This is a genomic window from Staphylococcus sp. GDY8P57P, from assembly GCF_017892585.1.
In the GTDB taxonomy this organism is placed as follows: Bacteria; Bacillota; Bacilli; order Staphylococcales; family Staphylococcaceae; genus Staphylococcus; species Staphylococcus borealis.
The window spans coordinates 16,053-34,916 of the sequence record NZ_JAESLK010000008.1 but is presented as its reverse complement, the minus strand read 5'-3'; the positions used below and the strand labels follow the sequence as shown (position 1 = coordinate 34,916).

General features: G+C 33.4%; 20 protein-coding genes. 11 read left to right on the top strand and 9 right to left on the bottom strand.

The window, feature by feature from the left end:
• Positions 1 to 325: 325 nt before the first annotated feature.
• From sarA to sroA, 5 genes are all read right to left on the bottom strand, one after another.
• Positions 326 to 700 carry a global transcriptional regulator SarA gene (gene sarA / locus KA878_RS03830; RefSeq protein ID WP_053030732.1) on the bottom strand — a complete coding sequence of 125 codons (375 nt, stop codon included), beginning with the start codon at positions 698 to 700 and terminating at the stop codon, positions 326 to 328.
• A 323-nt stretch (positions 701 to 1,023) separates the two neighbouring features.
• Positions 1,024 to 1,980, bottom strand: coding sequence for an efflux RND transporter periplasmic adaptor subunit (locus KA878_RS03825; protein ID WP_228480585.1), 957 nt, complete (start codon positions 1,978 to 1,980; stop codon positions 1,024 to 1,026).
• 255 nt (positions 1,981 to 2,235) lie between these two features.
• Positions 2,236 to 3,162 carry a DMT family transporter gene (locus KA878_RS03820; RefSeq protein WP_193839680.1) on the bottom strand — a complete coding sequence of 309 codons (927 nt, stop codon included), beginning with the start codon at positions 3,160 to 3,162 and terminating at the stop codon, positions 2,236 to 2,238.
• Positions 3,163 to 3,516: 354 nt separating this feature from the next.
• Positions 3,517 to 3,738 (bottom strand): DUF2922 domain-containing protein, encoded by a 222-nt coding sequence (locus tag KA878_RS03815; RefSeq protein ID WP_053030728.1) that lies wholly within the window; start codon positions 3,736 to 3,738, stop codon positions 3,517 to 3,519.
• Between the two features lie 34 nt (positions 3,739 to 3,772).
• A complete protein-coding gene (sroA, locus tag KA878_RS03810; RefSeq protein ID WP_053030725.1) occupies positions 3,773 to 3,979 on the bottom strand; it encodes a sigS mRNA-stabilizing protein SroA in 207 nt (68 codons plus the stop codon).
• Positions 3,980 to 4,121: 142 nt separating this feature from the next.
• Here sroA and KA878_RS03805 point away from each other — a divergent pair, with 142 nt between their 5' ends.
• From KA878_RS03805 to KA878_RS03770, 8 genes are read left to right on the top strand one after another with little or no spacing between them, the layout of a single operon-like run.
• Complete coding sequence (locus KA878_RS03805; protein ID WP_053030723.1) at positions 4,122 to 4,679, top strand: tyrosine-type recombinase/integrase; 558 nt, start codon at positions 4,122 to 4,124, stop codon at positions 4,677 to 4,679.
• A 29-nt stretch (positions 4,680 to 4,708) separates the two neighbouring features.
• The gene (locus KA878_RS03800; RefSeq protein WP_193839679.1) at positions 4,709 to 7,111 is read left to right on the top strand and encodes a DUF4040 family protein; all 2,403 of its coding nucleotides are present in this window, start codon (positions 4,709 to 4,711) and stop codon (positions 7,109 to 7,111) included.
• A complete protein-coding gene (gene mnhB2, locus KA878_RS03795; RefSeq protein WP_053030719.1) occupies positions 7,098 to 7,523 on the top strand; it encodes a Na+/H+ antiporter Mnh2 subunit B in 426 nt (141 codons plus the stop codon). The genes KA878_RS03800 and mnhB2 overlap by 14 nt, the downstream gene beginning before the upstream one ends.
• Entirely contained in the window at positions 7,520 to 7,870 is a 351-nt protein-coding gene (mnhC2, locus tag KA878_RS03790; RefSeq protein WP_075108849.1) for a Na+/H+ antiporter Mnh2 subunit C, read from the top strand. Before mnhB2 ends, mnhC2 begins: the two co-directional genes overlap by 4 nt.
• Positions 7,860 to 9,359: a Na+/H+ antiporter Mnh2 subunit D gene (gene mnhD2 / locus KA878_RS03785; RefSeq protein ID WP_070854515.1), complete on the top strand. Its 1,500-nt coding sequence runs from the start codon at positions 7,860 to 7,862 to the stop codon at positions 9,357 to 9,359. The genes mnhC2 and mnhD2 overlap by 11 nt, the downstream gene beginning before the upstream one ends.
• The gene (gene mnhE2 / locus KA878_RS03780) at positions 9,356 to 9,838 is read left to right on the top strand and encodes a Na+/H+ antiporter Mnh2 subunit E (protein ID WP_053030713.1); all 483 of its coding nucleotides are present in this window, start codon (positions 9,356 to 9,358) and stop codon (positions 9,836 to 9,838) included. Before mnhD2 ends, mnhE2 begins: the two co-directional genes overlap by 4 nt.
• Entirely contained in the window at positions 9,835 to 10,137 is a 303-nt protein-coding gene (gene mnhF2 / locus KA878_RS03775) for a Na+/H+ antiporter Mnh2 subunit F (RefSeq protein ID WP_053030711.1), read from the top strand. The genes mnhE2 and mnhF2 overlap by 4 nt, the downstream gene beginning before the upstream one ends.
• Positions 10,112 to 10,633: a Na+/H+ antiporter subunit G gene (locus KA878_RS03770; protein ID WP_075108850.1), complete on the top strand. Its 522-nt coding sequence runs from the start codon at positions 10,112 to 10,114 to the stop codon at positions 10,631 to 10,633. The genes mnhF2 and KA878_RS03770 overlap by 26 nt, the downstream gene beginning before the upstream one ends.
• A gap of 174 nt (positions 10,634 to 10,807) precedes the next feature.
• Here the strand turns inward: KA878_RS03770 and KA878_RS03765 are convergent, their stop codons facing one another.
• The 3 genes from KA878_RS03765 to KA878_RS03755 form a co-directional block, all read right to left on the bottom strand.
• Positions 10,808 to 11,047: a DUF3923 family protein gene (locus tag KA878_RS03765; RefSeq protein WP_193839678.1), complete on the bottom strand. Its 240-nt coding sequence runs from the start codon at positions 11,045 to 11,047 to the stop codon at positions 10,808 to 10,810.
• Positions 11,048 to 11,270: 223 nt separating this feature from the next.
• A complete protein-coding gene (locus KA878_RS03760) occupies positions 11,271 to 12,518 on the bottom strand; it encodes an ArgE/DapE family deacylase (RefSeq protein WP_210142064.1) in 1,248 nt (415 codons plus the stop codon).
• A 135-nt stretch (positions 12,519 to 12,653) separates the two neighbouring features.
• On the bottom strand, positions 12,654 to 13,559 hold the full coding sequence (locus KA878_RS03755) for a phosphatase PAP2 family protein (protein ID WP_193839676.1): 906 nt from the start codon (positions 13,557 to 13,559) through the stop codon (positions 12,654 to 12,656).
• Positions 13,560 to 13,976: 417 nt separating this feature from the next.
• On the opposite strand from KA878_RS03755, the gene KA878_RS03750 reads away from it, so the two are divergent.
• Together KA878_RS03750 and KA878_RS03745 are read left to right on the top strand one after the other, a co-directional pair.
• Positions 13,977 to 16,019: a cation:proton antiporter gene (locus KA878_RS03750; protein ID WP_053030699.1), complete on the top strand. Its 2,043-nt coding sequence runs from the start codon at positions 13,977 to 13,979 to the stop codon at positions 16,017 to 16,019.
• A gap of 331 nt (positions 16,020 to 16,350) precedes the next feature.
• Positions 16,351 to 16,998: a metal-dependent transcriptional regulator gene (locus KA878_RS03745; protein WP_053030796.1), complete on the top strand. Its 648-nt coding sequence runs from the start codon at positions 16,351 to 16,353 to the stop codon at positions 16,996 to 16,998.
• A gap of 67 nt (positions 16,999 to 17,065) precedes the next feature.
• Here KA878_RS03745 and KA878_RS03740 read toward each other — a convergent pair whose 3' ends face one another.
• Positions 17,066 to 17,809, bottom strand: coding sequence for a M50 family metallopeptidase (locus KA878_RS03740; RefSeq protein ID WP_193839675.1), 744 nt, complete (start codon positions 17,807 to 17,809; stop codon positions 17,066 to 17,068).
• 206 nt (positions 17,810 to 18,015) lie between these two features.
• On the opposite strand from KA878_RS03740, the gene tarA reads away from it, so the two are divergent.
• A complete protein-coding gene (gene tarA, locus KA878_RS03735; protein ID WP_075108856.1) occupies positions 18,016 to 18,780 on the top strand; it encodes an N-acetylglucosaminyldiphosphoundecaprenol N-acetyl-beta-D-mannosaminyltransferase TarA in 765 nt (254 codons plus the stop codon).
• The last annotated feature ends 84 nt before the right edge of the window (positions 18,781 to 18,864 follow it).

Sequence of the window (18,864 nt, the reverse complement as noted above, 5' to 3'; positions counted from 1 at the left end):
ACTAAATAAACATTGTCTGGATACAAATCATTTTATTAATGGAGAAAATTAGAAATAAAATAAATTCATTGCCGGTCCCCAGCATGCTTAGCTTGTAAAATCACTTTCGTGATTTTTTATGTTGGGGCCCCGCCCACCTCCGCAAGGGTGACTAGAACTGAGAAAAGCTTGATTTAAGCGCCTTCTCAGTTCAGTCAGCTACTGCGAATTTGATAATTAGCATTACTATATAATTTATGTCCCAGACTGTATTTCTCTGGAAATACGATTCCATATTTTTAAGTGTATATCGAAAACAAATAGAATTAGAAAAGCCACAAAGAAATTATAAATCAGTTTCTTTGTTAGCTTCTTCAATACGTGTATTTACTTTATTTAATAATGAATCGATTTTTTTACGTTGTGTACTATTAACAAGGATTAATACAGTTCTTTCATCATGTTCATTACGTTTTTTATCAAAGTAATCTTCTTGAGATAAATTTTTCACTGCTTTAACTACTTGTGGTTGTTTGTAATTTAAGTGATTAATAATATCTTTTAAATAATATTCATCTTCTTTACTTTGACTAATGTATGTTAAAACGGCGAACTCTTCAAAACTAATTGAAAATTCTTTTTTGATGATATTTTTTAATTTATCTGCGTATGTGATCATTGCTAATAACTCGAAGCAATCATTGATTTTTGAAATTGCCATTTTGAAACCTCCCCAACTTATGTGCGCTTTTTCTATTTTGCCCGTTAAATTATATATAACGTCCTATAATAGTTAAAAATACTTAAATAATTTAGATTAAAAGAATTTTATTAAATTAATTTAATGCTATATTATTTAGTTAATTATAACTAAATGGAATTAAGAAGTAAACAAAAAAGTACTTAATAAAACAATATTTTGATTATTATATTCTTTGTTTGAATTTCAAAGCAATTGATAAAAATCAATTAATTAAGAACAATTATTATTTCACTCTATATAATAAAATTTATTCCGAATAGCTTATTGTGAAAAACTTATGGTTAATAGGATAGAAGTGAGGATGAAGGGTGTACGATAACTTTATCCCCAAAGTTTAATCCTTTGGATACCATAATATACCCATTTTTGGGGCTCTTAGTATATTCTATTCTTCTTTTAATAATTTTGTTGTTTTGTGTAATTAAAACATAATCATTTTCAAATATTGAATTTGTAGGTAGTTCTATTTTAGAACTTCCAACATCAATATCGAAATGACGACCAAGTGGGTAATGATCTTGAGTGGAAATATCTACTTGATAAATGGATTCTCCTTTTTCCACTTTGTGAGGAATTTGAGAAATAGATAAAATTTTACCAGTGAATAATTTAGCGTGCTTTGTTGTAACATTTACCTCTTGGTTTATTTTAATTTGATCTAATTGGGATTCAGTTATATTAGCACGAATAATATGTTTTTCGCTATTAATTTGCATTATTTTTGTATTTAATTTAGAAGGATGTGGATCTAAGACGGTTACTTTGCCATGAATAGGGGAATGAATACGTGTTTGTAGCCGATTTTGAAGTTCAAGTATTTGTGTGTTTAGCGCTATGTGTTGTCCGCCTGATGGTTTCGGTGATTGGTTGAGAAGAGAAGATAAAGCTTTCTTTTTAGAGACAATCATTTTCTCGAGAATAGGGTTATAATAGTCTATCAAAGGTGCATCAGAATGAATGGTTTCACCATTTTTAACAAATAAAGAGGCAACATTGCCTAAAGAAGGATTGAAATATAAAGTAAAGCATTCTTGAGATTGCTGTTCACCAGTAAAAGAAAGGGAATATTGAGGTTTAGCAGTGAGCGTTTCTATTTTTGAAGTGTCTGGTTCGTTAGGTATTTTTGAATAAATATAATAGCCGAAGGAGATAATCAGGAGGATAAGTGCAGTCACTAAAAGTTTTAATGGGGTAAAAAATGTCTTCAGTAAAATCACCTCTATAAAGTTGTTATACAATGATTATACAATGGTGATGAGGCTGTGACAAAAATAATATAATGAAGCTATTTTGCAAATTCGCAGTAGCTGACTGAACTGAGCAATCGCTTAATTCAAGCTTTTCTCAGTTCTAGTCACCCTTGCGGGGGTGGGACAACGAATTTAAAAAGAATTCTGTCCCACTCCCAATATTATTAAATTAAAAAAATGTCTTCTCAACAATTAAGAAAAGAAGACATTTTGAATAAATATATCAATATTCTGTTATACAAATTAAAAGAGACGTAATAAAACAATCCCAATGGCAATAGCGATTAATCCACTGAATTTGCGCAATGTTATTGAATTTTTGGGAACACCTAAGCCAAAGTGATCGATCAATACGCCCATGAGCATTTGTCCCAACATGGCAACAATTGTAGTTAACGCTGCGCCTAAAAATGGCATTAGAATAATGTTTGAAGTGACAAAAATAACGCCTAATACACCACCAATGAAATGAATAGGCTTGATTTTACCTATATCTGGTTGTGAGACTTTAATTTTAAGGCTTCGGTTAAATATTAACGTTAGAATGAATAACGCGAATGTGCCAACGCTAAATGATACAAGTGACGCAAACAATGAATTATGCATTTGTTGAGCTAAACCACTATTAATGGTTGTTTGTAATGGCGGTGCAAAGCCAAATATAAATCCGATAATTAGCCATACATAAAACATAAGATTTGTTTTTTCTTCAAGTTTATTTTTAGGTATCTCATTCATCAATAAAATACCGAAGAGTAAGATTAAAATGCCTACTGCTTTTAAAAGTGTGAAGGGATGATTACTCGCGCCAAGTAAACCGAAAGTATCAATGAAGAGCCCCATGATGATTTGACCAGCTACGGTCATAACTACTGTTAATGCTGCACCTATACGGGGAAGTAATAATAAGTTTCCTGTTAAGAAACAAACGCCTAACAGACCACCAACCCACCAATGATAGTCTATTGTGTGGCCACTATAAAATGAAGCATCAAATAATTTAGGGTTAAAAATTACATTTAATATAAATAAAAATAAACTACCTATAAAAAATGAAATGGTAGACGCATAGAAAGATGATTCAGTGAAACGTCCTAGACGAGAATTAATTGAGGTTTGTATTGGAACCATCATACCAGCCACGATACCGAGTATAAATAAAAATGCCACAATTGACCTCCTACATTTTTTATAATTAACGCATCATTATTATACGCATTTTAAATATTATTTTCAAAATACAGTAGCGGAATTGTCTTGATGCGCATCATTATAGGTGTAGGACTTTGAATTGAAGTAAAAAAGGAGAGTAACAGAATTCAAGTTGAATTCATTGTTACTCTCCTAATTTGTCTTGCTTATAGGCGCATGTTTGATGCTACGGTCCGCTCGCAAGGATGACTAGAACTGAGAACAGTATCATTGAAGTACCTTCTCAATTCAATTCATTACTGCCAATTTTCGATATGGACGCATAATAATCGCTTTGTTTCGAAATCAATGACATAACACGATCGTGATAGGTTATTTCGTTTCGAAAATGACAGTACTCGTAACATCTATTAATTTAGCAGATGTCGCTTTAATCGGTGTACCGGCTGTGGGTTGTAAAATATTAAGCTTAATAATATTATCCATGGCATCTTTAGCATCAGCCTCTGATACAACAACGTTAACTTGTGGGAATTGCAATTTAGCAGTTTTATTTAAATTTGTTTTAAAAGCAAGTTCTAAAGTTTTAGTCATATTATATACCTCCTTAATTATTTTTAGATTTGAATTAAGTTAAATCTTGAGTTTTAACGACTTCAATTTTGTCGAATGGTTCATTAATCAGATGTGCGATGATATTAACAAAAGATCTGATTTCTGAATCTGTGGCTCTTGTATTTAAGTTTGTAAAACGACGTTTCGTTTCTTTTGCTTTGCCACTTGCATCGTGAGTGATATGCGTACAAACAACAGATAATTGTGAAATTTCATTCATGTGTTTGTCACCTCCTTTCACTCTATATATCGAAATCAATTCAAAAAAGAGACACATTATTTTAAAGAAATTTGAGCAAAAACGTTTCATGTTACTAAAATATGGTTTATCATTAAATAAGAAACTTTTATGAGGTGGATAGATGAATCAAGTTGAACCAATCAGAAATAAAGATGATATAAAAAAGATGTATGATGTATTAAAACGTAAATCAGATAGAGATTATCTTTTATTTAAATTAGCAATACATACGGGTATACGTTTAACAGATTTATTAAATTTAAAAGTAAACGACGTCAAAATGGATGATCAAGATGACATTAAATCTTCTTGGATTCAATCATGTGCACCTGCAATCAAAATCTTGTTGCCGAATGACTTGCGTGGAGAAATTAAGCGGTTTATTGAATATAATAACCTTATGGATAATCAATTATTATTCCAATCAATAAGAACACATAAGGAACTTTCTAGACAACAAGCTTACCGAATCATTCATCATGCGGCTGAAGAATTAGGGTTGTGTCATATTGGTTTGACAACTTTGCGTAAAACGTTTGCTTATCATGCTTACCAATCGGGTATTTCTATTGCAATCATACAAAAATATTTAGGTCATCAGACAACACAAGAAACGGTTAAATTTATCGGGTTGTCTGCCGATGATGAACTTCATACAATTATCGCTTTAAATTTATAATTTAATTTTTACTGAAAAGGAGGCTTTTGATGAGCTTAGTATACTTACTAGGTGGACTAATCGTTATTATGCTAATCGTCCTAATGACGTTGTTTATTAAACCATTGAGACGGTTTGCGGGATATATTGCATTGTTAGCACCTATTTTAGCTTCAGGGTATTTCTTGACCCAAATTCCCAGTGTTTTAAATGGAAAATTTGTAGAATTTAAGATTCCATGGATGCCCGCTATTGATGTTAATCTTAACCTCAGATTAGACGGCCTGGGATTAATGTTCGGATTAATTATCTCCATTATAGGGGTGGCAGTATTTTTCTATGCTACTCAATATTTATCTGCTAATAGAGATAACTTGCCACGTTTCTTCTTATATTTATTATTATTCATGTTTAGTATGTTAGGTATTGTCGTTTCAAACAACACTATTTTAATGTATGTATTTTGGGAATTAACGAGTGTATCGTCATTTCTATTAATTTCCTACTGGTATAGCAATGCTGAAAGTCAATTAGGTGCAATTCAGTCATTTATCATTACCGTATTAGGTGGTTTAGCCTTATTAACAGGTTTTATTATGCTATATATCATTACTGGTACAAATACGATTTCAGAATTACTTACACAAAGTCATAGCATTAGCGAACATGCTCTATTTATACCAATGATGATAATGTTGTTAATTGGGGCTTTTACTAAATCAGCACAATTTCCATTTCATATTTGGTTACCTAAAGCCATGGCTGCACCAACACCTGTAAGTGCTTATTTGCACTCGGCTACAATGGTTAAAGCTGGTATCTTTTTACTATTTAGATTCACACCTATTTTAGGCTTAAGTGATAGTTATATTTATATTGTTACGTTTGTTGGATTGATTACGATGATATTCGGCTCTGTAACAGCCTTGAGACAATATGATTTAAAAGGTATCTTAGCGTATTCAACTATTAGTCAATTAGGAATGATTATGTCGATGGTTGGTCTAGGTGGAGGCATTGCACAACATCCATCAGGTGTAATGGCAAAAACCTACACACTCATATTATTCGCAGGTTTATTCCATTTAATGAATCACGCTATATTTAAGTGTGCTTTATTTATGGGTGTCGGAATTATTGACCATGAAGCTGGTACACGAGATATTCGTCGCTTAAGTGGTATGCGAAAATACTTCCCGAAAATGAACTTAGTCATGACACTCGCTGCGTTATCAATGGCAGGTGTACCGTTATTAAATGGTTTCTTGAGTAAAGAGATGTTCTTTGATTCTCTAGTTAGCGCAATCGAATTACAACAATTTGGTCTAACGTTAACGATTATTGTGGTAGCAATTGGTGTTATCGCGAGTATCTTTACTTTTGTCTATGCAGTTTACATGCTTAAAGAAACTTTTTGGGGAGAATTTGATGAAAAGAAAGTGCCTAAGAAACACATTCACGAACCATGGCTGTTTAGTTTACCCGCAATCATTTTAATGGTTATGATACCCGTTATTTTCTTTATCCCTAACGTTTTCACTGAGCGTTTAGTATTGCCAGCACTTCGTAATGTTACCAATTTAGGTAGCAACGTCGATGCAATAGCACCGCACGTATCTCAATGGCATGGCATTAACTTACCACTCATTTTTAGTGTGATTGTTATTATAGTTGGTCTCATTTTAGCGTTAAAAGTGAATTGGAAAGCGATAACGCATCAAGTGATTAAATATGCATCGATAACAACTTCTTATCGTAATGTGTATCGAGGTTTCGAGCGTTATTCTGGTCAAATGATTCGCGGTTTAATGAACAACAGATTAAACCACTATAACATTATTACAGTACTCATTTTCTCTATATTAATTGCTTACGGTATATTCCAAGTCGGCTTGCCAAAGCTACATCAAATAGAAGTTTCAGAATTTGGCCCATTGGAAGTTATTTTAGGCATTATGATCAGTATTGTTGGTATCGCGTTAGTGTTTATTCGTCAACGTTTAACGATGGTTATTTTAAATGGCATCATCGGTTATAGTGTGGCATTGTTCTTCTTATTAATGAGAGCACCAGATTTAGCATTAACGCAATTAGTAGTAGAAACAATTACGACAATTCTCTTTATTGTCAGTTTCTCAAGATTGCCAAACATCGCACGAACTACTGCGAATATGAAAAAGGAAACTGTCAAAATTATCGTGTCATTTATTATGGCTGGAGCCGTCGTGACTCTGATATTTATTGCACAACAAGGTGATGGTTTTGAGTCAATTTCTAAATATTATATGAATGCCTATGAATTAACTGGCGGTAAAAATATCGTAAATGCAATCTTAGGTGATTTCAGAGCATTGGATACAATGTTTGAAGGTATTGTTTTAATCATAGCTGGTTTAGGTATTTATACATTATTACATTACAAAGATAGGAGGGGCCAAGATGAAAGAAAATGATGTTGTGTTAAGAACCGTTACTAAAATCGTTGTCTTTATATTATTAACCTTTGGGTTTTATGTTTTCTTTGCGGGACATAATAATCCGGGTGGCGGTTTTATAGGTGGTCTAATCTTTAGCTCGGCCTTTATCCTAATGTTCTTAGCTTTTGATGTAGATGAAGTTTTAGAAAGTCTTCCAATCGATTTTAAAAAATTGATGATTGTTGGTGCTATCATTTCGGCACTTACTGCAATTGTGCCAGTGTTCTTTGGTAAAGCGTTCCTATATCAAAGTGAAGCATACATCCATTTGCCTTTATTAGGTGAATTGCATGTAACAACAATTACATTATTTGAATTAGGTATATTGTTAACGGTTGTTGGTGTTATTGAGACAATTATGTTGGCTTTGAGTGGTGGTAAATCATGAATTTAATATTATTACTTGTGATAGGATTTTTAGTATTTATAGGAACGTACATGATACTATCACTCAACTTAATTCGAATTGTTATAGGTATTTCGATTTATACACATGCCGGGAATCTAATCATTATGAGTATGGGTCATTATAGTAATAAGATGACAGAACCGTTAATTCATGGTTCTAATACCAATTATGTGGACCCGTTACTGCAGGCGATTGTACTTACTGCAATTGTTATTGGCTTTGCGATGACTGCATTTCTATTAGTGCTTGTTTATCGAACATACCGTGTTACTAAGGAATCTAATATTGATGTATTAAGAGGAGAGGAGGATGACAATGAACAGTAACTTATTAGTTCTTCCTATCCTATTGCCATTGTTATGTGCATTGGTGCTTGTTTTTACGAAAGAAAAAAACATGTTATCTAAAATTTTGTACATTGGAACAATGTCTATTAATACAATTATTTCACTTTATTTATTAATCTATGTGCTACAGCATAAACCTATCACCCTTGATTTTGGTGGTTGGGCAGCACCTTTTGGTATTCAATTTTTAGGTGATGCTTTAAGTTTAGTTATGGTGACTGTCGCATCATTTGTTGTGACACTTATCATGTCTTATGGATTTGGACGTGGCGAGGATCGTGTTAATCGATACTACTTGCCTACATTTATCTTGTTCTTAACAACGGGTGTTATTGGTTCATTCTTAACATCTGATTTATTCAACTTATATGTTATGTTTGAAATTATGTTACTCGCTTCATTCGTGCTCGTAACATTAGGTCAATCTGTCGAACAATTAAGAGCGGCCATTATTTATGTTGTATTAAATATCATAGGTTCATGGTTTTTCTTACTTGGTATCGGCTTGTTATATAAGACAGTTGGAACATTAAACTTCTCACAAGTCGCATTACGCTTAGATCAAATTCATGACAATAAAGCGATTATTATTATTTCAATTGTCTTTATTGTGGCATTTGGTTCGAAAGCCGCATTGGTACTCTTCATGTGGTTACCTAAAGCCTATGCAGTACTTAACACTGAACTTGCAGCTTTATTTGCTGCATTAATGACAAAAGTAGGTGCGTATGCACTGATTCGTTTCTTTACACTTCTATTTGACCAACATACAGGTGTGACACATCCATTGCTAGTATTTATGTCTTGTATCACAATGCTCATAGGTGCATTCGGCGTTATCGCATATCGTGATATTAAGAAAGTCGCTTCATATCAAGTTATATTATCAATAGGTTTTGTCATTTTAGGTCTAGGTTCAAATACGTTTGCAGGTGTCCATGGTGCCATCTTCTATCTAGCCAATGACATTATCGTTAAAACGATGTTGTTCTTTATTATAGGTAGCTTAGTGTATATGTCTGGTTACCGTGAATATAAATACTTATGTGGGCTAGCTAAGAAGGAACCGTTCTTTGGTGTTGCATTTGTTGTTATGATATTTGCGATTGGAGGCGTTCCACCATTTAGTGGTTTCCCAGGAAAAGTGTTAATTTTCCAAGGTGCAATTGAAAATGGTAATTACATTGGCTTAGCATTAATGATTATCACAAGTTTATTAGCTATGTATAGCTTATTTAGAATTCTATTTATTATGTATTTTGGAGATAATGATGGTGAACAGGTTGATTTCAACCCGCTACCTAAACATCGTAAAACAATTCTGGGCGTCTTAGTCGCAGTAGTACTTGCAATGGGAATTGCAGCACCAGTCGTGATGCATGCTACTGAAAATGCTACAAAATTGAATTTGGATGATAACTACTTCCATAGCATTGTTAACACACATTTGAAGGAGGGGAATAAATGAGACAAATTGTATTGAACATATTAATCGCATTTTTATGGGTACTGTTTCAAGATGAAGACTCATTTCAATTCTCTACCTTCGTATCTGGCTTCATCATTGGTTTAATAGTAATTTATATACTGCATCGTTTCTTTGGACAAGCTTTTTATCCTAAAAAGATATGGGTAGCTATCAAGTTTCTCGGCGTCTATTTATATCAATTAATTACTTCTAGTATTAGTATTATTAAGTACATTTTATTCAAAACGAATCACATGAATCCGGGCTTATTAACGTATGAAACGAAATTAAAAAATGATTGGGCCATAACCTTTTTGACAATTTTAATTATTATTACGCCTGGATCGACAGTGATTCGAATTTCAAAGACAACGAATAAATTCTTTATACACAGTATTGATGTTTCTGAAAAAGAAAAAGAAAGCCTACTTAAAAGTATAAAACAATATGAGAACTTGATTACGGAGGTGACACAATGATTGAAACGCTCACGAATTTCTTCATTACAAGTGCATTAGTATTGTTTGGCATAGCGTTCATAATTGGCTTATTCCGTTTAATCAAAGGACCTACAACAGCAGATAGGGTTGTAGCATTTGATGCTTCCAGTGCTGTTATTATGTGTATTATAGGTGTGGTTAGTGTGATTTATAACACTGTGTCATTCCTTGATTCTATTATGCTTGTTGCCATTATTTCATTTGTAAGTTCTGTATCTATTTCTAGATTTATAGGGGGAGGTCGTGTATTCAATGGTACAAATAAACGAAATCATTGAGTTGATTGCCGCGCTCCTTATATTTCTTGGTAGTATTATTGCTGTGATTAGTGCGATTGGAATTGTTAAATTTCAAGATGTCTTTTTACGAAGTCATGCATCTACTAAAAGTTCGACGTTATCTGTCTTATTAACATTAGTAGGCGTGTTAATCTACTTTACGAATCAACAGAGTTTCTTTAGTGTAAGATTGTTATTATCGATTGTTTTTATCAATTTAACATCACCAGTTGGTATGCATTTAGTTGCGAGAGCAGCATACCGTACAGGCGCATACATGTATCGTAAAGATGATGCACCAAAACGCTCTTCAATTTTATTGAGCTCTAAAGAATACAATTCAACAGAGGAACTTAAAAATCGTGCTCGAATTCGAGAGGAACGTCGAGAGAAAATTTATTATGACGTTCAAAAGCAACGACAGAAAGAAAAAGAAAAGCAACAAGAAGAGAATATTGAAAGCTTATCAGAAGCTAGAAAAGAAACTAGAGAATGATTAAATGAATGAGATTGAACATAAACACGTCATCGTAAAGACGACTGGTTTGAATGTTCAATCTTATTTTTTAGGTTGATATATAAAATTAATGTCATTAATAGATTTAAATAAACATAAAGAAATAACAATGATATAGGTGAAGCACAAAGTAATACCTGCTGAATAAATCATTTATATGGGTGTTTGTTGTCTTTTTGAGTAAATGAGATTAATCACTAGCCATATGATTTGTACTAGGAAGGGGAGTAAGTACGCAAATCCTAGTACTGCAATATTAATCCATTTTACTTCAGTCGTTTGTATGACACCTGTAGCATCTACTGATCTTAACCAAAGTAAAAGTGCAAATCCTAAAAAACTTAGTACTTCAATGCCGCTTACTATCCACCAAAAGATCCATGAAATTTTCATAAAATCCACAGCTCCTTTTGAATGTGTGACGTCGTACGATGCTAACTTATGCTTTTGATTATAGATTTTCTCGTTGTAAATATGAGTTGGGAGTGGGACAGAATTCTTTTAAATTCGTCGTCCCACCCCTGCAAAGGTGACTAGAACTGAGAAAAGCTTGATTAAAGCGCCTTTTCAGTTCAGTCAGCTACTGCGAATTTGCAAAATAGCATCATCATATTATTTATGTCCCGGACTCTTCTTTTAAATAAGTTATGAGTAATTCCTTGTAGTAGTCGATAAAACGAAGGTATTTTTCTTTTTCTACATACTTGTTAATTTGATGTGGCACTGTTCCGGGTCCAAACATTAGGAAAGAAAAGTGTTCATCTTTATCTCGTAACAAATTAGAAGCGTCTGTGACACCGACTGTTGGTGAAGCAACAATGTCTTCGCCGAATATCTGCTTAGCCACACGTTGTCCAATCTTAATTAATGGGTTATCTCCTGTTGTTAATACTGGATCTAAGTCTAAATATAAATCTTCTTCAAGTTGACCCCCTTGTTTATTTACTTCTTCTAAGTAAGTTTTAAATAGGGCTTTAACTTTTTTATTATCATATTCTGGAATCGTTCTAATATTAAATTCAGCAGTGGCAATATCAGGAACTGAATTCACTTGGTTCCCACCATGTAAAATGGTATTGCTAATAACAAGTCCAGAAATCACACGTTCAACCTCATCCGCATCTATGTGGTTGTCTTGTGTTAATTGTGTTTGAATGCGCTCAATAAGATGTGAAAAATCTAGTTTCTCGCTTTTTAAAGTTTTAGAAATACGTTCATATTCAGTGTCGATATCTTGAATAAAGTCAATTAATGGTTTAATCGCATTATATCCGATAACAGGTACAGAACTGTGAGCAGCTTTACCTTTAGAAGTGATTTTATAATCCATTGATCCTTTATGAGCATAAACGATGTTTGTTTCAGATGGTTCAGCAATAATCAAAGCGTCAACGTCATTCATATAACCTTTTTGATATAGTTGTGCTGAACCAAGTTGCTCTCTTTCTTCACCCGCAGTTGCCATGAATTTTATCGTGCCATGAGGTAGTTGATGGTTTTCTTTCAATTCAATCATTGCAATGGCTAAAGCCATTAATCCAGATTTCATATCTGAAGTACCACGGCCATATAGTCGGTTTTCTTTTTCGGTCAATTGAAATGGGGGATAGTCCCAATCATTGTGATCTCCTTCTGATACAACATCCATGTGGCCTGAAATTGCTACCACAGGACTTCCACTACCGATTGTAGCAATTAAGTTTGCACGTTGACCTTCAACCGTATCAATTTCTGCCTTAATATGATGTGCTTCAAATAAGTCTTTTAAATAAGTAGCAACTTCCATTTCATTATCATTCACCGTATTAATCTCTACAATATCTGATAATAATGTCAGTTTCTCTTTCTCTGAAAATGTATTCATGATTTTAACTCCTTAAAATAGAAATATCGTACGGTTAAAATTGTAGTAAAGATAAAATATACGTCAACTGTAGTTATTTCTAATTTAGAACGTAGCAATTGAATCGATGATGATACGTCCGTCATACATGCCACATTATTGCTGATTAGTATTTGAAGTTATCTTATGAATAAGAACGTCTGCCATCACCATAAGACCAAACATAATGATTAAACTCATGGTTACATCGCTAGTAAAATGCGCACCGATTCGAATTCGGCTTAATGCCATTAATACACTATAAAATAGACCAATTGCGAACATGATTTTTCGTGAGCGAAGCTTATGGAAATAGAAAGCTAGAAACATGAGAAAGGCACCATTACCCGTATGCCCTGATGGGAATGAACTATGCCCTGTATTGCCATTTATGGTAAGCCAATTGGTAAAATGTGCTCCTTTGTCGCTAAGTTCATATGGTCTGACACGTCCCCATAATTCTTTCATATTGCCAACAAGTTCTAAGCCGATAAATAGTACGATAAAACTGATAAGTGACACTTTAAATAATCTAGTTAATTCAGCAGTATTTGTGTTTTTTAACCAAAAATAATAACAAACAAATGCGATGATTAATAAAATGATTAGTGATATAAACATACTCCAACCTAAGGGTAAAGCGGTACCTGCATTTCCTTCATTATTTGCCATACCCATTGGCTTATGGTGCTTTATATTATTTGATGTTGATAATATGTATTGAACAGTTTCTGATACTAGTGCGTTCGTTTTAATTAGTGTGAATACAGAAGTCATAACTAAGATGATTAACTTAGCAAATCGATGATTAAACGTTGTGAATACATAATAATTGAATATAATCACAGAAATAATGAGTACTAACGTAGGCGGGAATAACCCATAATTTTGAAAGAGTGTGCCAAATAGATCATTTTGATTCATCAATGCATTTGATATCGGTTGATCTGCGACTGTTGCAAGCAACATAATTAAGAGTAAAATGCCTAATACTGTCGCAGTAAGTCTTTTTGAAATAGTCATGTATAATCCTCCTAAATGGTTTTCAATTGAAGTACCCGATTGTTTAAAACGAAATGATTTCAGTTTGAACATTTCTAACTAAAGCATAGTAATGAATGTTTAATTCAATGTTAGGGGATAGTAAAAATTTTATTAAAATCTAAATGAAAGTCTTATTAGCTATAAAGATCATTGTTATAGGTGATCAAACAAATGAATGGTTAGAAGTAGATTGGAATGCTATCAATTTAATGAAAATGGATTAAAAATGAATGCAAGTTAGTTAATTCATTGTAACTTTAATGGTAAAATTATAACTAACCGATTGTGAGTTTAAGATGTATCTTATAAAGATATAAATAGACATAAAGCGTATTTTTTATATTAGGCAAGTCTTATTTCTCCAATTAAATATGAAGTATAAAATGGGGTGGAAGTTTGGAAATATTTGAAACGATTCTCATATTTCTAGCCGTAGTGATTATAAGCTCCTTTGTTCATACTTTTATACCCAAAGTGCCTCTGGCATTCATTCAAATTGCTTTAGGAATGCTCCTCTTTTTAACACCTGTACCTGTAGAATTCAACTTTGATTCAGAACTCTTTATGGTAGCAACGATTGCACCGTTACTGTTTGTGGAAGGTGTTAACGTTTCCAGAGCTCATTTACGTCGCTATATTAAACCGGTTATGTTAATGGCATTAGGACTCGTTATCACAACTGTAATTGGTGTAGGCCTGTTTATTCATTGGATTTGGCCGACACTTCCTATAGGTGCCGCATTTGCTGTAGCCGCAATATTATGTCCAACGGATGCTGTGGCTGTGCAAGCAATTACAAAAGGTAAGGTTCTACCTAAAGGTGCTATGACTATACTTGAAGGTGAATCATTACTTAATGATGCAGCAGGTATCATTTCATTTAAAATTGCAGTAGGTGTTCTAATTACTGGTACATTTTCATTATTTGAAGCGGTGCAACAATTTCTGATTGCGTCAATTGGTGGTGCAATTATTGGTTTACTTATTGGTATTGCACTCGTTAGATTCCGTTTAACGCTTACCAGACGTGGCATAGAGAACATTAATATGTTTACGTTCTTACAATTATTAACACCATTTGTTACATATCTTGTAGCTGAAATGTTTCATGCGTCAGGAATTATTGCCGCTGTTGTTGCAGGTTTAGTACATGGCTTTGAACGTGATCGTATCGCTCAGACGCGCACACGACTTCAAATGAGTTATAACCACACTTGGAATATTCTAGGGTACGCATTGAATGGTTTTGTTTTTTCAATATTAGGATTTTTAGTTCCAGAAGTTATTGGGAATATTGTAAAAACAGAACCACACAATTTATTGTTCTTAGTTGTGATCACGGCCTTGGTTGCGTTAGCAGTCTATCTATTTAGATTTATTTGGGTGTATGTGCTATATCCATTATTCTATTTATCTGTCAGTCCTTTCCAAAAATTAATGAATGAAGAAGGGGAAGACAAGAAAAAAGAAAAACCACCTAAACGAAGTATGTATGCACTTATCATGACGCTATGTGGTGTTCATGGAACCATTTCATTGGCAATCGCATTAACACTGCCTTATTTTTTAGCAGATCATCATGCATTCTCATATCGTAATGATTTATTATTTATTTCCTCAGGTATGGTTATTATCAGTCTAGTGGTTGCACAAGTAGTATTGCCGTTTGTAACAGCGAGTGCACCTAAAGCGAAGATTGGAAGTATGAATTTTAAAGAAGCAAGAATTTATATTCTTGAGCATGTCATTGATTACTTGAATCATCATTCATCGTTTGAAACAAGTTACCGCTATGGCAATGTGATTAAAGAATATCACGATAAATTAACGTTCTTGAAATCTGTTGAAAAGGATGACGAGAACTCTAAAGAACTTGAACGATTACAAAGTTTAGCATTTAAAGTTGAAACGAAAACGTTAGAACAACTTGCCGATGATGGTGAAATTACAGCGAGCGTATTAGAAAACTATATGCGTTACGCTGAACGTACTCAAGTATATCGTCAAGCTTCACTTATACGTCGAATGATTGTTGGCGCAAGAGCTTTACTTTTAAAACGTCGTATAAGAACGCGTACAAATGCCGCATCATCGTTAAGTGTGACGGATAACTTATTGGAACTATCTAAAATCAATAAGATTGTTCACTATAATGTAGTCAGTCGTTTAGTAGATGAAGCGAATGAAGATAATAAATTAGAAGTTGGTATGATTTGTGACGGATATCTTATGAGAATAGATAACTTATCGCCATCTAATTTCTTTAATACACGAGCAGAAGATTCAATTACGAAGATTAAATTAAATGCTTTGAGAGAACAACGTCGTGTTTTATCTAGTTTGACTGATGATGGCGACATTACTGAAAGTACAGCATTAAAGTTAAGAGAAGCAATTAACTATGATGAAATGGTTATCGTTGACAGTTTAACGGATTAATTTAATCATGGTTGTTGAAGATATAGCGATGTGGGAGTGGGACGGAATGCTTTATAAATTCGTGGTCACTCCCACATTGCTTAACTTGTGGCATGTCTTGATGAAATTCTCTTTGTTGAGAACCGCTCACAAGAATGGCTAGAAGGGATACAAGTTTGATTTGAGTTTTTCCTAGTTCAGTCAGCTACTATGAATGTGCAAAGTAGCATCACTCTATAATTTTTGTCCAGGATTGCATTTTAATAAAATTGCAGTTTGTTTAAATAAGCGTGAATAACATTCATTAGCAATTCATGATACAATAAAGTGAATGCATGGGTGAGGTGAAATGATGTTAACTGAAGAAAAAGAGGATTATCTGAAAGCAATATTAGCTAATGATGGAGATACATCCTTTGTCTCAAATAAAAAGTTATCTCAGTATTTAAATATAAAGCCTCCTTCAGTTAGTGAAATGGTTGGACGTTTGGAAAAAGCTGGTTATGTTGAAACGAAACACTATAAAGGTGTAAAGCTCTCAGATGAGGGGTTGAAACATACGTTAGATATCATTAAGCGTCACCGTCTGTTGGAGTTATTTTTAATAGAGGTTTTACAATATACTTGGGAAGAGGTACATCAAGAAGCGGAAATATTAGAACATCGCATTTCAGATTTGTTTGTAGAACGTTTGGATAAGATACTTGATTATCCTGAAACATGTCCACATGGTGGCATTATCCCAAGAAATCAACATTTCGAAGAGAAATTTACAATATCTTTATTAGCATTCGCGCCTGGTGATAAAGTGACGATTAAACGTGTACGTGATAAGACTGAACTTCTGGTCTATCTTTCAAGCAAAGATATTTCAATTGGAAATGATGTTGAAATAGTAACTAAAGATGAAACGAATAAAGTCATGATAGTGAAACGAAATGATATTGTAACGATACTAAGCTATGACAACGCAATGAATATATTTGCAGAACATGTTTAATTAGATAATAGAATCTCCACTAAATGGGTCAGTGATACCGCTTTAGTGGAGATTTGTTTAAATTGAATTAAAGTGTGAAGATAAGCATAATGTATATTGCTAACGCGTTAAACGCTATCCATAAGGTACTGAAAATGAACGTGGGTATACGTGTGATTTCTGTTAAGGTACGCCCATCCCAACTCGGGATGGGTCGTTGAAATGTTAGTTTAAATATTGTCCAACTTGATTGTAAAACTTCGCCTAATAATACGCCAAGAATCAGATGATACATAAAAATGACTAAATAATAAAATAGCAATTGATTATCGTGTTGCACTAAAAAGTATAAAAGTGCGATGAATATGATTAATACAATCATTGGTGATAGTTTGCGTGATGTTAGAATGAAAAAATAAATAAAAATAATGATATAAACGCTTAAGAATAGACTTGGATGACCATAATAAGCAGCACTTAGACCAATTAAGAGCATCAATGGAGGCATGATATAGCCGCCTAGTGTTGTAATGAATTGTCCAATACGCCCTTTGGATTGCGTAATAGCATAACCTTGTTGCATCGTTTGCAATCGTTCAGATGGACGGGTAACGATAACCAAATCTTTTGCGCGTCCGCCACTGATTTTATTAAATAATACATGACCAAATTCATGTGTAAGTACAGGAATATAGTTTAAATAAACGTCTAAATACTGATTAAATGAGCGATGTCTATTTTGATGAATCATTATATAGATCATTGCTATAATAAGGATTAAATATATATTTAAATTGATAGTTGTAGTAAAAAATTGTTCTAAATAGACCATAATTGACCTCGTCGAGTATAAGATTATAGTATTGATTATAAAGTAAATTTAATGATTTAGCGTTTAGACTTTAGATGTATCTTTTAGAGAGAACATGAATATCAGTTGAAAACGTGTTGAGAAGAAAAAAATAATTATTTATTATGATTCTATTTTCATATACTATATGCATATGAAATGGTTTAGACAGTAAGGAGATTACTTAAATGCATGATCAAAAAGAGACAACAGCGACTAAAGTGGATATTTTAGGTGTTCAATTCGACAATGTAACAATGCTAGATATGATTGAACATGTCAAAACATTTTTCACGCAAGACACTGAGGATAATTTGTTTATCGTGACAGCTAATCCAGAAATCGTTGATTATGCGTCAGAGCATAGTACATATAGACAGCTAATTAATAGTGCGGATTACGTTGTTCCAGATGGTACTGGGGTTATTAAGGCATCGAATCGATTAGGGACGCCGTTAAAAAGACGTGTGCCAGGTATCGAATTGATGGAACATTGTTTAAAGATTGCGCATACGAATTATCAAAAGGTATATTTACTGGGTGCTAAACATGAAGTAGTCACACTGGCACACAATAATTTACAGCAGAAATATCCGCAAGCCCAATTTGATTATCATCATGGCTATATAGACTTAAATGATGAGACCGTCATCAAACGAATACAACGTTTTAATCCGGATTATATTTTCGTTGGGATGGGCTTTCCAAAACAAGAAGAGTGGATTCAAAAGTATCGACATACCTTTAAAAGTACTGTAATGATGGGTGTAGGTGGCTCACTTGAAATTTACAGTGGCACGAAGAAGAGAGCGCCTAAACTATTTATTCAATTGAATATAGAATGGGTATATCGCTTATTAATCGATTGGAAGCGTATTGGGCGTATGCGTAGTATTCCTAAATTTATGTATAAAATTTTTAAAGTACAGCGACGAATGAAGAAGAATAAATAAGGAGTGGGGCAGCATGCTTTTGAAGTCGTTGTCCCGCTTCTAGCTTGCTTAGCAAATAGAATTTCTTAATAACATTTCATTTGC

Excerpts from the sequence above, each read along its gene's own strand:
- KA878_RS03800 (WP_193839679.1), top strand. The coding sequence starts at position 4,709 with ATGAGCTTAGTATACTTACTAGGTGGACTAATCGTTATTATGCTAATC.
- KA878_RS03805 (WP_053030723.1), top strand. The coding sequence starts at position 4,122 with ATGAATCAAGTTGAACCAATCAGAAATAAAGATGATATAAAAAAGATG.
- KA878_RS03815 (WP_053030728.1), bottom strand. The coding sequence starts at position 3,738 with ATGACTAAAACTTTAGAACTTGCTTTTAAAACAAATTTAAATAAAACT.
- mnhE2 (WP_053030713.1), top strand. The coding sequence starts at position 9,356 with ATGAGACAAATTGTATTGAACATATTAATCGCATTTTTATGGGTACTG.
- KA878_RS03740 (WP_193839675.1), bottom strand. The coding sequence starts at position 17,809 with ATGGTCTATTTAGAACAATTTTTTACTACAACTATCAATTTAAATATA.
- mnhC2 (WP_075108849.1), top strand. The coding sequence starts at position 7,520 with ATGAATTTAATATTATTACTTGTGATAGGATTTTTAGTATTTATAGGA.
- KA878_RS03760 (WP_210142064.1), bottom strand. The coding sequence starts at position 12,518 with ATGAATACATTTTCAGAGAAAGAGAAACTGACATTATTATCAGATATT.
- KA878_RS03745 (WP_053030796.1), top strand. The coding sequence starts at position 16,351 with ATGTTAACTGAAGAAAAAGAGGATTATCTGAAAGCAATATTAGCTAAT.
- KA878_RS03765 (WP_193839678.1), bottom strand. The coding sequence starts at position 11,047 with ATGAAAATTTCATGGATCTTTTGGTGGATAGTAAGCGGCATTGAAGTA.
- KA878_RS03770 (WP_075108850.1), top strand. The coding sequence starts at position 10,112 with ATGGTACAAATAAACGAAATCATTGAGTTGATTGCCGCGCTCCTTATA.
- tarA (WP_075108856.1), top strand. The coding sequence starts at position 18,016 with ATGCATGATCAAAAAGAGACAACAGCGACTAAAGTGGATATTTTAGGT.
- mnhD2 (WP_070854515.1), top strand. The coding sequence starts at position 7,860 with ATGAACAGTAACTTATTAGTTCTTCCTATCCTATTGCCATTGTTATGT.
- mnhB2 (WP_053030719.1), top strand. The coding sequence starts at position 7,098 with ATGAAAGAAAATGATGTTGTGTTAAGAACCGTTACTAAAATCGTTGTC.
- sarA (WP_053030732.1), bottom strand. The coding sequence starts at position 700 with ATGGCAATTTCAAAAATCAATGATTGCTTCGAGTTATTAGCAATGATC.
- sroA (WP_053030725.1), bottom strand. The coding sequence starts at position 3,979 with ATGAATGAAATTTCACAATTATCTGTTGTTTGTACGCATATCACTCAC.
- KA878_RS03755 (WP_193839676.1), bottom strand. The coding sequence starts at position 13,559 with ATGACTATTTCAAAAAGACTTACTGCGACAGTATTAGGCATTTTACTC.
- mnhF2 (WP_053030711.1), top strand. The coding sequence starts at position 9,835 with ATGATTGAAACGCTCACGAATTTCTTCATTACAAGTGCATTAGTATTG.